Here is a 15,381-nt window from a genome sequence, read left to right as displayed (position 1 = left end):
TCACGGCTCTCTCTTCACCGATCACCCCGGTCACCCCGGGAACGTCCGTGACATGTGATCAGTTTCCCCCGGGGTCGCCGGAACATCCCGGCCGACCCCGACGGCGGGGAAACCGATTCGCTCCGGATCAGGGCGACGACCGAGCGTAATCAGGACTCTCGCCCGATCGCAAGGCATCCACGACCACCTCGTCCGGCCGCTCGATGATCACCGTCGCGTTCTCCTTCTCCAGGGACTGCACCATCCCGCCCGGGATGTTCAACGCCGGTTCCAGGTCACGGGGACGCCCGATCACCGAGATCCGGAACGGCCGATCCACCGGGCCACCGTCCACCAGGACCGTGCCGTCCGCGGCATCGGTGAAGGCCGTCTCCGCCACGATCCGCACCCCACCGATCTGCATCGCCTCCGCGCCCGCCGCCCGCAGTTCCTGGACGGCGTCCAGGAGGTGATCCGCGCCGACCGCCCCGGCGGGATCGGTGATGGTGATCTCGATACCGGGACCCGTCGCCGCCACCGTACCCGCCAGGATCCCCAACTGCAGTTCGCGCTCCCGGTTCTGCCGCCGTGCCTCCTCCGCGCGCAGGGAGCCGGTCTCCAGGTCCGTGCGCAGTCGTTCCAACTCCGCGCGCTCCTCCTCCAACCGCTTGGTGCGCTCGTCCAGCTCGCTGAGGATCCGCACCAAATCCTCCGGACGCGCCCCGCGCAGGGTGGCGTCCTCCCCGGCGACCCGCACCTGGATGGCCAACCCCAACCCCAGGACGAAGAGCAGGGCGGCGACGGTCAGCTGGGCCCGGGTGATCCGGGGCGGCCACAGACCGCTGATGATCGCGGCCCGCCCGGTGGGGGGACCCGGAGGCGGGCCGGGAGCCACCGCGTCCTCGGTGGACGGGGAACCCGGGGCGGTCGGTCCGGGCGCGGCGCCGGTCGCCGGGACGGGTGACGGCGCACCGGACCACCCGGCCGTTCCCGGGGGCACGGCGGGGCGACCCGGGCCCGTGCGGGGAGGAACGGCGGCGGAACCGGGACGGGCGTCCCGGGGAGGCGTGGGTCCCCGGCCGAGGGCTCCGCGGGGTGGGCCGGCCGCGGGGCGGTCCGGGCCCCCGGCCGCGCGGGAACCGTCCGGGTTCACCGGGGCGGCGCCACCCGATCGGCCGCCGGGGCCGGACGGATCGGACGGGCCGGGCCGATGGGGTCGGCGCGCCCCGTCCGAGCGGGCGACGCCGTCACCGGGCGGGCGTCCCCCGCCCGAAGGGGGACGCCCGGGAGACGGGGCCGGGCCGGAGGAGGCGGGGCGTTCCGGACGCGGACGGGTGGGCTCCCGACCGGCATCCGGGGCACGGTCGCGGGTGGGCTCGTGGTCCGCCGGGGCTCCGGGGCGGGCGGGGCGCCGGCCGGGCGGGGCGGAGGCCGGTGTACCGGACCGGGAGTGCCGGGAGGGGGTGGCGGGGTCGCCGGGGTCCGTCCCGGGGCGCGGTGCGTCACGGCCGTCGGCGTCGGGGCTCATCGACATGGGGCTCATCGACATCACGCCCGGAAGACGTGGCGCCGAATGGCGGTCACGTTGGAGAAGATGCGGATACCGAAGACGACGACCACCCCCACGGAGAGTTGCGCTCCCACTCCCAGTTGGTCGCCGAGGAAGACGATCAGGGCCGCCACCACGACGTTGGAGAGGAAGGAGACGACGAAGACCTTGTCGTCGAACTTGCCGTCCAGTCGGGCGCGCAGACCTCCGAAGACCGCGTCGAGGGCGGCGACCACGGCGATGGGCAGGTAGACCTCCAGCCCGGTGGGCACCACCGGGCGGGTGAGCACGCCTATGACGATCCCCAGTACGAGGCCCAGAACGGCGATCACGGTGTGTAGTCCTCTTCTGTGTCGTGTTCTGTGTCGTGTCCCGGCTCCCGGGCCCCGGTGTCCCCCGGTTCCGCGTCCGGGTCCACGGGCACGGCGGAACGCGTGGTCGCGCCCGCCGCGGCGGGCAGCCGCACCTCGTCGCGCACCGTGATGGTGACCCGGATGCCGAAGTGGCCTTCCAGGTCCCGCAGGGTCGCCCCGGCCGGGCCTGCCTCGAATGCCTCGCGCAGCGCGTCGCCGTCACCGATCGCCCGAACGGTGTAGGGCGGCACCAACGGCCGGTTGTCGACCAGGACGGCGTCCCCGGCCGTCCGGATCGCGGAGAGCGAGGTGAGTCGCCGATCGTTGATCGCCACGGCTTCCGCGCCCGCGGCCCACAGACCGTTGACCACCCGTTGGAGGTCCCGGTCCCGGACCCGGCCGGTGTCGGAGAAACCGCTGCCCTCGCGGGGGCCGGCGCCGGGGCCGGTTCCGGCGCCCTCGGCGTCGTCCACCACCAGCTCCAGGCCCGGTCCGCCGGCCGCGATGGCACCGGCGAGCAGCCCGATCAGTTCGGCGCGCTCGCCGCCCTCCTCGGTGAGCGCCACCCGGCGCCCCTCGGCGACCGCGTCCCGCAGATCGTCCACCTCGGCCTGCAGGCGGTCGGCCTCCTCGGTACCGCTCCCCACTCGTTCGAGGAGTTCCTCGCGCTCGCGGGCGACCTCGGGGGCGCTCACCCGTGCCTGTGCGGCACCGGCGGTCATGACGAAGGCGGCGAGAAGAAGCCCGACCCCCAACCAGATCCGGTCGCGGGTGGTACGCGGTCGGTTACCGCCCGCGGCGGCGCGGCGGGCCGCGGCCTCCTCGTACCCCTCGTCCAGGCTGTGGTCCATCACCTGGTTGAGCAGCCACATGGAGGCATCGGGACGCGGTGGGGCGTCGGGCGGCCGGGAGGACTGCGCGGGCATGGCGGTCATCGTCGCACGGGGCGGCCCGGGGACCGAATCGGCCCCCGGCGGAACGGAATCCGCCGGGGGCCGGGAGAAGCGGGCCGGCGTCGGCCCACCCCGGGGTTCAGCGGTCGGGGTTGTCGACCACCGTCGCCCAGTGATCCAGGAGTTCCGCGGCCGCGTCGTCGTCCGGGCCCTCGGCCCACAGGTGGGTGACGGCCTCGGCCGGGTCCGGTAGGACCAGCACCCAGCGGCCGTCCGGCTCGACCACCCGAACGCCGTCGGTGGTGTCCACCGAGCGTTCACCGGCCGCCTCCACCACCCGGCGCATGACCAGGCCCTTGACCGCCCAGGGGGTGGCCACGTCCCGCTGCAGCACGTGGGCCCGCGGGATACGGGCGTCGATCTGGCTGAGCGAGAGCTGGGTGCGGGCGACCAGACCGGTGAGCCGGGCGAAGGCCGCGGTGGCGTCGAAGACGCTGCCGAACTCGGGGATGACGAAGCCGCCGCTGCCGTCGCCACCGAAGATCGCGCCGTCCTTGGCGGAGACCCGGGTGAGGTCGTCCGGCGAGGTGGTGGTCCACTCGACCTGGGTGCCGTGGTAGGCGGCCACCTGCTCGGCGATGCGGGTGGTGGTGACCGGAAGTGCCACCCGGCCGCTTCGCCGTTCGGCCGCGATCAGGTCGAGCATCACCAGCAGCGCACGGTGGTCCTCGATGATGTGCCCCCGCTCGTCGACCAGCGCCAGGCGCTCGCCGACCGGGTCGAAGCGCACCCCGAAGGCCGCACGGGAGGAGGCCACGATCTCCCCCAGCCGCACCAGGCCGGCCCGGCGTTCCTCGGTGGTCTCGGTGGGTCGGCCCTCGTCCAGGCCGGGGTTGACGGTCAGCGCGTCCACCCCGAGCCGCCCCAACAGGCTGGGGAGCACCAGTCCCGCGCTGCCGTTGGCGGCGTCCACGACGATCTTCAGACCGGCGTCGGCGATACCCCGGGTGTCGACGGCGCGCAGCACCGATCCGGTGTAGGCGTCGAAGACGCTGGCGGGGAAGCGCAGGTCACCGATCTCGCCGGGGAAGGCCCGACGGTACTCCTGACGGGCGTAGACCCGGTCCAGCTTGCGCTGTCCGCCGCGTGAGAGATCGGCTCCGCGCTCGTCGAGGAACATGATGTCCACCGAGTCCGGCACGCCGGGGGTGGTGCGGATCATGATGCCGCCGGCGCTGCCGCGGGCGGTCTGCTGCCGGGCCACCGGCAGCGGTACGTTCTCCAGGTCACGGACGTCGATCGCGCTGGCCTGCAGGGCGCTGATCACGGCCCGTTTGAGGGCCCGGGCACCACGGGAGTGGTCGCGGGCGGTGGTGACGGTGGAGTTCTTCTTCAGCGTGGTGGCGTAGGCGCCGGCCAGCCGGACCGCCAGTTCGGGGGTGATCTCCACGTTGAGGATGCCGGAGACGCCGCGGGCGCCGAAGAGGTTCGCCTGGCCGCGCGACTCCCAGATGACCGAGGTGTTGACGAAGGCGCCGGCCTCGATCGTCTTGAAGGGGTAGACGCGCACGTTGCCCTGGATGATGGATTCCTCGCCCACCATGCACTCGTCGCCGATGACGGCGCCGTCCTCGATCCGGGCGGCGCGCATGATGTCGGTGTTCTTGCCGATCACGCAGCCGCGCAGGTTGGCCTGGCGTCCGATGTAGACGTTGTCGTGGATGACGGCGCGGTGCAGGAAGGCGTCGGCCTTGACCACCACGTTGGAGCCGATGACGGTGTGCTCGCGCAGATCGGCACCGGCCTCGACCTTGGCGTAGTCACCGACGTAGAGCGGGCCGCGGAGTTTGGCGTCGGGGTGGACCTCGGCCCCCTCGGCGATCCACACCCCCGGCGAGATCTCGAACCCGTCGATCTCGACGTCGACCTTGCCCTCCAGCACGTCGGCCTGCGCCTTGACGTAGCTCTCGTGGGTGCCGACGTCCTCCCAGTACCCCTCGGCGATGTAGCCGTAGATGGGCCGCCCCTCCTTCATCAGGCGGGGGAAGACGTCACCGGACCAGTCCACGGGGACATCGGGGTCGACGTAGTCGAAGACCTCGGGCTCCATGACGTAGATGCCCGTGTTGACGGTGTCGGAGAAGACCTGTCCCCAGGTGGGCTTCTCGAGGAAGCGCTCGACGCGCCCCTCGTCGTCGACGATGGTGATGCCGAACTCCAGCGGGTTGGGCACCCGGGTGAGGCAGACGGTGACCATGGCCCCGCGTTCGCGGTGGAAGCGGATCAGGTCGGTCAGATCGAAGTCGGTGAGGGCGTCACCGGAGATGACGAGGAAGGCATCGTCCCGGAGCGCCGCCTCGGCGTTCTTGACGCTGCCGGCGGTACCGAGCGGCTTCTCCTCGTTGGCGTAGGTGAGCTCCATGCCGAGCTCCTCGCCGTCACCGAAGTAGTTCTTCACCAGGGAGGCGAGGAACTGCACGGTGACCACGGTCTCGGTGAGTCCGTGCCGTTTCAACAGCCGCAGCACGTGCTCCATGATGGGGCGGTTCGCCACGGGTAGCAGGGGCTTGGGCATGCTCGCGGTCATCGGGCGGAGCCGCGTGCCTTCGCCACCTGCCATTACGACGGCCTTCATGTTGGAAGTGTCCTCCTCGCAGAGCCGAGAGTCGTGCCGACCGGGCCCGTCCGGTCCACGGACTCCCCGGGGAAAGGTGGCGACTCCCGGGGCACGGCTGGGCTGACGGGCCCAGTTGCCCCCTCCACGACGGCGTTCGGGGGCGAGCTCAGTCGGCTGTGGTGCCCACCGTGAGGAGACGGCGGACCTGGACCACGTAGAGCATCCCTGCCCACCAGTAGAGAACCGAACCCCACCCGGCGAACGCCCATCCGAAAATAGCAGCCAGTGATGACATCCACCCGGTTCCGTCACTGAGGAGGAGCAACGGGAAGGCGTACATCAGGCAGAAGGTGGCCGCCTTGCCCAGGAAGTTCACCTGGGGGGGCGCCCAGCCGGCGCGGTTGACCCGCCATACCCCGATCAGCAGCATCAGATCGCGGGCCAGCAACAGCGCCACCATCCACCAGGGGAGGATGTCGCGCCAGGTCAGACCCACCAGGGTGGCCAGGATGTAGAGCCGGTCGGCGGCCGGGTCCAGCAGCCGACCGAGTTCGCTGACCTGGTTCCACCGGCGGGCCAGATGGCCGTCGAGCCAGTCGCTGAAGCCGCTGAGGGCCAGGACGACCAGGGCCCATCCGTCCCGGTTCGGCCCGTCGAACACGGGCGAGAGAATCAGCCACAGAAAGACCGGAACACCCATCAGCCGGGCCGCGCTGAGCAGATTGGGAACGGTGAGCACCCGGCTCCGCGCGTCCGTCGACGCCCCGTTCGCCGTCCCGCCCGATGTCTCGTGGACCTCCACCCCTGGAGCCCTTCCCGTGCGATCCGCGCCCCCGGCACGCCCGGGGACCACCACCGACGTCCCCGCCGTCGCCCCGATGCCCGGGGCGGGTGGTCGGAGGGGCCGGGGCGTGTCCGAAACCCTATCGGGCGGGGCCCATCCCCTTTCCGGCGCCCCGCCCCGGGGCGGGGCGCCGAAGAGGGACGGACGCGGGACCTCCGCCGGGCACCCGCCCCGTCGGGGGTCCGGGAGGAGGCCGTCGACCGGCACGCTGACGGGATGCGGGGCGCGGGGTGGTCGACCCCGAGGACGTCCGGACGTCCCCCTCCGAGCCGTGCCGCACCGGCCGGTTCGGGCGCCATGACTTAGTCTTCTGTCCGGTGATCCGATCAATTTCACGACCGTCCGGCGGCACGGTCACCGCCGCCCGTCGAGCCCTCCGGGAGGCCATCATGTCCACCGTCTCGTCGCCCGTGAGCGGGCGCGTCGTCGGACTCGACGGGGTACCCGATCCGGTCTTCGCCGGGGCCATGGTCGGCCCGGGCACCGCCGTCGATCCGCCCCGCGAGGTGATCGAGGCGGTGGCACCGGTGGACGGCATCGTGGTGTCGCTCCACCCCCACGCCTTCGTGGTGGTGGACACGGACGGGCACGGGGTCCTCACCCATCTGGGGATCGACACCGTCCAGCTGGGCGGTGAGGGCTTCGAGTCCCTGGTCGGCAAGGGCGACACCGTGGAGCGGGGGCAACCGGTGGTGCGCTGGGACCCCGCCGCGGTGGAGGCCACGGGCAAATCACCGATCTGCCCGGTGATCGCCCTGGAGGCCGGCGCGGACGCCCTCTCCGACATCGTCGTGAAGGGCGAGGTGCGGGCGGGCGACACGCTCTTCCTCTGGGGCTGAACCCCTTCGGAACCGCTGGCACCGGCGGAATCCGCCACCGACGCGGCACACCGCCGCGCCGGTGATCCCCGCCCCGGGAGACACCGGGACGGCAATCGACATCGGGACGTGAAGAGATGGACGCGAGGCTGCGCGGGGTCGGGGTGAGCCACGGAGTGGCGCTGGGCGAGGTCCGGCACATGGGCACGGCGGTGCTGGAGCCACCCCCCGAGAGCATCTCGGCCGAGGAGGCGCCCGCCGAACGCGAGCGCGCCCGTCGGGCCGTCGAGGAGGTCGCCGGGGAACTGGAGGCGCGCGGCAGGTTGGCCGGCGGTGAGGCTCAGGCGGTCCTGGAGGCCCAGGCGCTGATGGCCCGGGACCCCGAACTGATGGCGGACGTGGACCGTCGGGTGGGAGACGGGGCCCGGGCCGAGCGGGCGGTGCACGACGCCTTCGGCGCCTACCGCGACCTGTTGGCGGGCGCCGGCGACTACTTCGCGGGCCGGGTGGCCGATCTGGACGACGTGCGCAACCGGGTCGTCGCCCGCCTGTTGGGCGTCCCGATGCCCGGTGTCCCGGAGAGCGACGAACCGTTCGTCCTGGTGGCCAGGGATCTGGCGCCGGCCGACACGGCGCTGCTGGACCCGGCCATGGTGCTGGCTTTCGTGACCGAGGAGGGCGGTCCCACCAGCCACAGCGCGATCCTGGCCCGGGCGCTGGGGGTCCCGGCGGTGGTGGCGCTGCGGGGCGCCGGCGACCTGGCCGAGGGCGTCGTGGTCGGGGTGGACGGCAGCACCGGCGAGGTGCTGGTGGATCCCGGCCCCCGGGAGCGCGAGGAACTGGCCCGGGTGGCACGCGAGCGCCGGGAGGCCGCCCTCTCCGCGACGGGGCCGGGTGCCACCTCCGACGGGCACGCCGTTCCGTTGCTGGCCAATGTCGGCGGTCCGGCCGACGTGCCGGCGGCGGTGGCGGCCGGGGCGGAGGGCGTCGGTCTGTTCCGCACCGAGTTCCTTTTCCTCGACGCCGGGGAGGAGGCCCCTTCCGAGGAGGTACAGGCCGCCGCCTACCGGGAGGTCCTGGAGGCGTTCCCCGAGGGCCGCGTGGTGGTGCGGGTGCTGGACGCCGGGGCGGACAAACCGCTGTCCTTCCTCTCCCCCGCCGCCTCCGCACAGGAGCCGAACCCCGCGCTCGGCGTGCGCGGCCTGCGGGCGCTGCTGGACCATCCGGAGGTGCTGGCCGGCCAACTGCGGGCCCTGGCCCGGGCCGCCGAGGGCCTGCCCGGCCGGCCGGAGGTGATGGCCCCGATGGTCGCCGACCGGGCGGACGCGCGGGCGTTCGCCGAGGCCTGTCGCGCCGTGGGGTTGCGGGCGCGGGTCGGGGCGATGGTGGAGATCCCCTCCGCCGCGCTGCGGGCCCGCTCGGTGCTGCAGGAGGTGGAGTTCCTCTCCCTGGGCACCAACGACCTCTCGCAGTACACCTTCGCCGCCGACCGGCAGGTGGGCGCGGTGGCCCGGCTGCAGGATCCATGGCAGCCGGCGCTGTTGGACCTGGTGGCCACGGCGGTGGAGGCCGCCATGGCCGAGGGCAAGGGGTGCGGGGTGTGCGGTGAGGCCGCCGCGGACCCGCTGCTGGCCTGTGTGCTCGTCGGACTGGGCGTCTCCAGTCTGTCGATGGGCTCCGGCGCCCTGTCCACCGTGCGGGCCGAGCTGGCGCGACACACGCTGGCGCAGTGCGAGCGGGCCGCGGCGGCGGCGCGGGCCGCGGACGACGCCGAGGAGGCGCGTCGGGCGGCGACGGCGGTGCTCTCCGGCGGGTGACCCCCGGACCGGTCCCGCGTCCCCCCGGCCGGGAACGCGGGACGGGTCCCTCGTCCACCGTCAGACCGCGGCGGCCCGGCGGTCGGCGGCCAGTCCCACGAAGAACTCCAACAGCTCCGGCCGGTCCACCGAGCCCGGGTTCACCGCCCGCTCCACCGGGGTCCCGGAGAGCAGCCGCTTGATCGGGACCTCCAGCCGCTTGCCGGTGAGGGTGTGCGGCAGGGCCGGCACGAGCACGATCTCGTCGGGGACGTGCCGGGGGGAGAGCTCCGCGCGCAGGTCGGCGCGGATGCGCTCGTGCAGTGCGCCGCCCGGGGCCAGATCCGCCGGGTCCACGCCCTCGGCCGGGTGGACGAACAGCGGCATCCAGTAACCGCCCCCCGGTTCCTCCACCCCCACGATCAGGCTCTCCCGCACGCCGGGCAACCGTTCGACCACCTCGTGGATGTCGGCGGACCCCATCCGCACCCCCTGGCGGTTGAGGGTGGAGTCCGAGCGACCGTGGATGACCACCCCGCCGTGCGGGGTGACGGTGATCCAGTCCCCGTGGCGCCATTCACCGGGATGGCCGGTGAAGTAGCTCTCCCGGTAGCGGGAACCGTCGGGGTCGTTCCAGAACGCGATCGGCATGGAGGGCATCGGCAGGGCCACCATCAACTCGCCCACCCCGCCGATCACCTCGCGACCGTCGGCGTCCCTGGCCCGCAGATCGGTGCCCAGACACACGGCCTGCAACTCTCCGGACCGGACCGGCAGGGTGGGGACGGCACCGACGAAGCAGCTGCACACGTCGGTGCCGCCGCTGACCGAGGCGATCCACCGGTCCCCCAGTTCCCGGTGCAGCCACCGGAAACCGTCGGGGGGCAGCGGGGAACCGGTGGTGGCCACGCAGCGCAGCCGGGCCAGCCGCGGGTCCTCCCCCGGATGGACGCCGGCCTTGGCGCAGGCCATCACGTACGCGGCCGAGGTGCCGTACAGAGCGGCGTCCGCCTCGGCGGCGACCCGCCACTGGACATCGGGACGGGGGTGGGCCGGAGCTCCGTCGTGCAACACCGGGACGGCCCCCACCAGCAGGGCGGAGACCAGGAAGTTCCACATCATCCAGCCGGTGGAGGTGTACCAGTACATCCGGTCGCCGGGACGCAGGTCGCAGTGGAGGGAGAGCTGCTTGAGGTGCTCCAGCAGAATCCCCCCGTGGGACTGCACCAGTGCCTTGGGCAGTCCGGTGGTACCGGAGGAGTACAGGATCCACAGCGGGTGATCGAAGGGCAGGACGGCGAACTCCGGGTCCATCGGCCCGGCGACCAGGTCCGCCCAGGCGACAGCTCCCTCCGGGGGCTCGGTGCCCAGGAGCGGCACGTGGACCGTCGCCCGCAGGCCGGGGAGTTCACGGCGCAGCTCGGCGACGGTATCGGTCCGGTCGATGGTCCGGCCGGCCCACCGGTAGCCGTCGGCCGCGAAGAGCACCACCGGTTCCACCTGTCGGAAGCGGTCCAGGACGGCCCGAGGGCCGAAATCGGGCGAGCAGGAGGCCCACACCGCCCCTACGGTGGCCGAGGCCAGGAAGGCGATCAGTGCCTCGGGCACATTGGGCAGGTAGCCGCACACCCGGTCGCCGGGGCGCACGCCCGCCTCGCGCAGGGCGGCGGCCACCGCTCCCACCCGGCCCCGCAGTTCGGCGCCGGTGACCATCCGGGTGACGGGCTCGCCGTCCGGCTCGGCGACCGCGAGGACCACGGGTTCGTCGGGGGCCGCCTCGGCGCGACGCAGCGCGTGCCACGCGTAGTTGAGTTCGGCGCCGGGAAACCAGACCGCGCCGGGCATGGTCCGGTCGGCCAGCACGGCCCGGGGCGGGGTGACGAAGGAGACCTCGCAGAAGTCCGCGACGGCGGACCAGAAGGCGTCGGGGTCGGTGATCGACCAGCGGTGCAGGGACCGGTAGTCGGCCGCCGGATCGCTCCCGCCGGCCGGCGGCGCCCCGTGCTCCCGCGCGGCTCGGGCGTGGAAGGCGGTGAGGCGGGCGCCGGCGACGGTGTCTGCGTCGGGACGCCACAGCACGGTCGGGGTGGCGGGCTCCGGTTCCGGGCCGGTGGTCGGGGTCATGGCGGCTCCCGGGGATCGATCGGATCGGATATCGGCCGGCCCGTCCCTCCCGGTTCCACGGGACGGGACGCGCCGCGCGGGGCGGCGTCGCCGGGCGTCCACCGCGGTTCCGGTGGGATCCCGCGATGGATCACCCGCAGGACGATGCCACGCGACGGGGCGACGCACCAGATCGGCGCGGCGGCCGGCGACGGGAGGAGCCGGGTTTCCGTCGATCGGCCCGGGCCCGCGGTCGGGCCCGGGCCCGGGAGGGGAGCGCCGGGGCGGTGGACGGCGCGTTCCGGTCCGGCCGGACCGCCCCGACCGCGTGGCCGGTGTTCCGGACCGACCGGCGGCCCCGGGGCGCGCGATGACGCGGGGAGCCGCGGGGAGGACTCACCGGGCGTGCCGGTGGCGCCGGGGTACGGCCCCGGGACCTCGCGCGGCCGCACGGCGGCGGAGCCCTCCGGTCGAGCCGCCCGGTGGTCGGGCGAGCCCCGGTCACACGGTGGCGTCCCCGGTCCGCGGGGCGGTGCCCAGGTGCACACCCACCCGCTTGACCAGCAGGGTCATCTCGTAGGCCACCTGCCCCACGTCGGCGGAGGCGTCGGCGAGGACGGCCAGACAGCTGCCGGAGCCGGCCGCCGCCACGAAGAGGAACGCCTCGTCCAACTCCACCAGCGTCTGCCGCACCGAGCCGGCCTCGAAGTGCCGGCCGACACCGCGGGCCAGGCTGTGGAAACCCGACGCCACGGCCGCCAGGTGTTCGGCGTCCTCCTGGCGCAGGCCCCGGGAGGTGCCGCGGGCCAAACCGTCCCCCGACAGCACCAGGCCGTGCCGCACGCTACCGACCCGTTCCACCAACTCGTCCAGCAGCCAATCCAGTTCTCCCCGACCACCGGTGGCTCCCCGGTATGCGCCGGCCTCCGCTGCGGTCATCGTTCCTGCCCCTCGTGGTGTTTCGGTGGTGCGGTCTCCCCCCGGGCCGGCTCACCGGATCCGGGTTCCCGCTCGCGGCGGCCACGTCGCCAACCGGCCTGCAGGGCGGACATGCGGACACGGGCCGCCTCTGCGTCCCGCTCGACCGACCCGTCGGTCGACGGATCCTCCCCGGCGGGGTCACCGGCACGGGCTCCGGGGTCCGGACCGTCCACGGGTCGTGCCCGGGACGATTCCGTACCCGCCGGGCGGATACGAGGCACCCGGCGGGGAAGTCCGCCGCCGGACCGGGACCCGGTCCGGGGCGGTCGATCGATCGGCACGGGGTCGGTGCGCTCCGCCCCGACCCCGGGGGTCCGCGCCCCGAGGGGGCGTTCCGGACCGGCGGGCCCGGACGCGGGGTCGGCCGGCTCCGGTGCGGCGGGGTCGCCGGAGCCCTCCCCCCGGTGGCCCCCGCCGGGCACGGCTCCCTCCCCCGGCTCCGGGCGGGCGTCCCGTGCCCGTCCCGGTCGGTCGTCACCCTCTCCCCCACGCTCCGCGAAGGACGCGGGGGGCTCTCCGAGGACCCGACCGTTCTCCGCGATCAGCACCGGCGGACGCCGGCGCGGCGGCAGCGGCGCCTCGCCCCCCTCGGTGGCCGCGTGCTCGGGATCGGGCCCGCGCCGGGATCCGCCCCGCCCCTCCGGCCCGGGTCCACCGGAGCGTTCGGCACGGCCGACACGCCGGTTCCCCGTGTCACGGGGGCCGCGCCGGGAGGACTCCACCGCCCGACCGGGACGACGGGTGGGCAGGGGCGGGCGGGGACCGGCGGAACCCCCCGCCGATCGGCCCGCGAGCGATTCCACGAGATCCCCGGCCCGGGCCCGGTCTGCCGCCCGGTGATGTCCCGCCGGCACCCGCTCGGCCGGTGCCTCCAATTCCACCGGGCCACCCCGCCGGGCCTCCACCGAAGCCGTGGCCGGCCGGCCGTTCACCGGCAGCCGATCCACGCCGCCGACCCGGGGCGTCCCCTCCTCCTCGCCCTCCCACTCGCCCAACAGCTCCCCGGGGACGAGGACGACGGCGGTGGTCCCGCCGTAGGGGGATTCCCGCAGGGAGACCCGCACCCCGTGTCGACGGGCCAGGCGGGCCACCACGAACAGGCCCAGGCGGTCGGTGTCGGAGAGTTCGAAGTCCGGGGCGTCGGCGAGACGGTGGTTGGCGTCCGACATCGCCTCGGGGGGCATGCCCAGGCCCCGGTCGTGGATCTCGACCGAGAACCCGTGCGGCACGCGCTCACCGTGCACCTGGACGGCGGTGTGGGGCGGGGAGTAGTTGATCGCGTTCTCCAACAACTCGGCCATCAGGTGAACGAGGTCGGCGACGGCGGCGCCGTCGACGGCCAGGGACGGCATCCGGCGCACCTCGACGCGTTCGGAGTCCCCCACCTCCCGGACCGCGCAGCGCACCACGTCCATCAGCCGCACCGACCGACGCCACTGGCGGGTGGGCGGCGCGCCGGAGAGGATCATCAACCCCTCGGCGTGCCGTCGCATGCGGTTGGCGAGGTTGTCCAGCCGGAACAGTTCCTCCAACTCGTCCTCGTCGTCGGTGCGTCGCCGCATCGCACCGATGATGTTGAGCTGCTTCTGCGACAGGCCCTGGTTGCGGCGGGCGAGGTTGACGAAGACCTCCGAGATCCCGTGGCGCATTTCGGCCCGCCGGAGGGCCGCCTCGATCGCGGCGCGTTCGAGGGTGTCCAGAGCCCGCTCCACCCGTCCGGTCTCGTCCGAACCGGGTCCGGGACCGGGTCCGGGGGCCCCGGCGGTCGGATCGACTCGGTCCCCCGCCGCGATCCGGTTCATCACCGAGGGCAGCCGGACCTCCGCGGACTCGGTGGCCCGGTCGGAGAGCACCCGCAGCTCACGGGTCAGATCACGGCCCATCCGCAGCGATATCCCGATCGACAGGAGCACCGCGACCAGTCCGGCGACACCGGCGAGCGCGGCACGCAGCAGCACCGAGTCGGCCGCGGGTTTCATCTCGGCGGCGTAGCGCTCGGCGGCGGAGTCGTCCAGGGACCGGAGCTCCTCCAGGGTCCCGGCCGTGATCTCCTCCCAGCGACCCGGCTGGGTCCCCCCGACGCCCTGTTCCACGACCAGTTCCTCGGTCTCCCGCAGGATCCGTCCCTGTCCCGCCTGCCAGAAGTTCTCCCGGGCGCGGCGGTCCTCCACCGGGAGGTCGGACCGGTGGAGTCGGTGGAGCAGGCCCCGCTCGGCCACGGCGTCGGACAGTGCCCGGTGCTCACGGTCGGTCATGTGGCCGGCGGCCAGCGCGCCGGCCACCAGCGCGTCGATCCGCGAGACGTTCTCGGCGACCATCCCGAGGGAGGCGACGGCCCGACCGTGCCGATCCAGCTCGACATTCTCCAGGAGGTGGAGAGCCGACCCCAGGCGCAGCCCGGGCTCGGCGACGGCGTTGTAGGCGTCCAGGGCGCCGGTGCGGGTGAGGGTGTTGGTGTCCACCTGCTCGCGGGCCCGTTCGAGGTGCTCCAGGGCCTCCAGGAAGCCGTCCAGTGCCTCGGCGGCACCGGGGGCGAGGTTCCCGCGGGCGGGCCCGGAGGCGTTGGTCCGCACGATGTCGACCGACCGGTCGGTGGCCTCCCGCGCGCCGCGCAGTTGCTCGCGGGGTCCGCGCGGGTCGGCGAGGTGGACGATCGTCTCGCGACGCTCCCGGCGCAGGTCACGGACCACGTCGACGGCCGGATCGCCGAAGTCCTCTACGAGGTGGGAGGCCCGTGCCAGCTGGCGGGCCTCATGGACGGTGAGGGCGGTCGCGAACCCCCACAGCGACACCAGTGACAGCAAAGGCACCAGAAGCAGCACCACGACCTTGTGACGGATCGATCCACCGCGGAAGCGCATGCCCTCCCCTTGGTCCGCCCGGACGCGGAGGCGACGACGCGGGCGCGTCGACGCGGATCGGGCGCCCCGGGGATCGGCGCCGGGTACCGCCGACGCCCTCCGTTCCACGGGGATGCCCGAGTGGTGAACGGTGCCCGGGGAGAACCCCGGTGAAAACGGGCTGTGCGCCATCCTGGTCGGTCGTCCCCGCCCGCGCAAGGAGTTCTGGCATGATGCCCGGGTAGGTGTGCCCCGACATTTCCGCGCATCTCGCGTACATCTCACCGTCCAGGGAGCGATGGCGTGTATGCCAAACCACGGATGCCGGACCCGGTTCGCGAAGCGGCGGTCCGGGCCGTGCTGATCGCGGCGTTGACCCTCGTGCAGTTGCTCGCGGCGGTGCTGTGCACCCTCGCGAAATCCTGGACGGCCTTTCCGATGATGTTGGCGACGATAGCCGGCACCATCGTCACCACCTGGGCCTTCCTGGACATCTGGATCACCCGTCAGATGTGGCGCCAACGCCACGGGGTGGTGTCACTGCCCAGCAGCGCGGCCCGGCGGCGACCGATGGAACGACGGTGACGCCGGCGGGGCCGATCGGATCC

General features: G+C 73.9%; 11 protein-coding genes. 3 read left to right on the top strand and 8 right to left on the bottom strand.

The annotated features are described in order from the left end of the window. Window positions 1–127 precede the first annotated feature (127 nt). The 5 genes from LZF96_RS04075 to LZF96_RS04055 all read right to left on the bottom strand — a co-directional run bounded on the left by LZF96_RS04075 (window position 128) and on the right by LZF96_RS04055 (window position 6,193). The gene (locus LZF96_RS04075; protein WP_233865686.1) at window positions 128–874 is read right to left on the bottom strand and encodes a DUF881 domain-containing protein; all 747 of its coding nucleotides are present in this window, start codon (window positions 872–874) and stop codon (window positions 128–130) included. A gap of 653 nt (window positions 875–1,527) precedes the next feature. Next, window positions 1,528–1,860 (bottom strand): small basic family protein, encoded by a 333-nt coding sequence (locus LZF96_RS04070; protein WP_143618968.1) that lies wholly within the window; start codon window positions 1,858–1,860, stop codon window positions 1,528–1,530. Then, entirely contained in the window at window positions 1,857–2,807 is a 951-nt protein-coding gene (locus LZF96_RS04065; RefSeq protein ID WP_374203086.1) for a DUF881 domain-containing protein, read from the bottom strand. The genes LZF96_RS04070 and LZF96_RS04065 overlap by 4 nt, the downstream gene beginning before the upstream one ends. 106 nt (window positions 2,808–2,913) lie before the next feature. Beyond that, window positions 2,914–5,409, bottom strand: coding sequence for a mannose-1-phosphate guanyltransferase (locus LZF96_RS04060; protein ID WP_233865682.1), 2,496 nt, complete (start codon window positions 5,407–5,409; stop codon window positions 2,914–2,916). A 148-nt stretch (window positions 5,410–5,557) separates the two neighbouring features. After that, complete coding sequence (locus LZF96_RS04055) at window positions 5,558–6,193, bottom strand: CDP-alcohol phosphatidyltransferase family protein (protein WP_233865681.1); 636 nt, start codon at window positions 6,191–6,193, stop codon at window positions 5,558–5,560. A gap of 431 nt (window positions 6,194–6,624) precedes the next feature. On the opposite strand from LZF96_RS04055, the gene LZF96_RS04050 reads away from it, so the two are divergent. Beyond that, entirely contained in the window at window positions 6,625–7,074 is a 450-nt protein-coding gene (locus LZF96_RS04050; RefSeq protein ID WP_233865680.1) for a PTS glucose transporter subunit IIA, read from the top strand. A gap of 116 nt (window positions 7,075–7,190) precedes the next feature. Continuing rightward, complete coding sequence (gene ptsP, locus LZF96_RS04045) at window positions 7,191–8,870, top strand: phosphoenolpyruvate--protein phosphotransferase (RefSeq protein WP_233865679.1); 1,680 nt, start codon at window positions 7,191–7,193, stop codon at window positions 8,868–8,870. A gap of 60 nt (window positions 8,871–8,930) precedes the next feature. On the opposite strand, the gene LZF96_RS04040 is transcribed toward ptsP, so the two are convergent. The 3 genes from LZF96_RS04040 to LZF96_RS04030 all read right to left on the bottom strand — a co-directional run bounded on the left by LZF96_RS04040 (window position 8,931) and on the right by LZF96_RS04030 (window position 14,794). Beyond that, complete coding sequence (locus tag LZF96_RS04040; RefSeq protein WP_233865678.1) at window positions 8,931–10,973, bottom strand: acetoacetate--CoA ligase; 2,043 nt, start codon at window positions 10,971–10,973, stop codon at window positions 8,931–8,933. 480 nt (window positions 10,974–11,453) lie between these two features. Continuing rightward, entirely contained in the window at window positions 11,454–11,891 is a 438-nt protein-coding gene (locus LZF96_RS04035) for a roadblock/LC7 domain-containing protein (RefSeq protein WP_233865677.1), read from the bottom strand. Next, complete coding sequence (locus tag LZF96_RS04030) at window positions 11,888–14,794, bottom strand: nitrate- and nitrite sensing domain-containing protein (protein ID WP_233865676.1); 2,907 nt, start codon at window positions 14,792–14,794, stop codon at window positions 11,888–11,890. Before LZF96_RS04030 ends, LZF96_RS04035 begins: the two co-directional genes overlap by 4 nt. A gap of 300 nt (window positions 14,795–15,094) precedes the next feature. On the opposite strand from LZF96_RS04030, the gene LZF96_RS04025 reads away from it, so the two are divergent. Next, window positions 15,095–15,358 carry a hypothetical protein gene (locus tag LZF96_RS04025; RefSeq protein WP_233865675.1) on the top strand — a complete coding sequence of 88 codons (264 nt, stop codon included), beginning with the start codon at window positions 15,095–15,097 and terminating at the stop codon, window positions 15,356–15,358. Window positions 15,359–15,381: the final 23 nt, after the last annotated feature.

This window comes from Streptomyces sp. ST2-7A (genome assembly GCF_021390475.1).
In the GTDB taxonomy this organism is placed as follows: domain Bacteria; phylum Actinomycetota; class Actinomycetes; order Streptomycetales; family Streptomycetaceae; genus Streptomyces.
The sequence above is the reverse complement of the archived record's forward strand: the minus strand, read 5'-3'. Positions and strand labels throughout refer to the sequence as shown.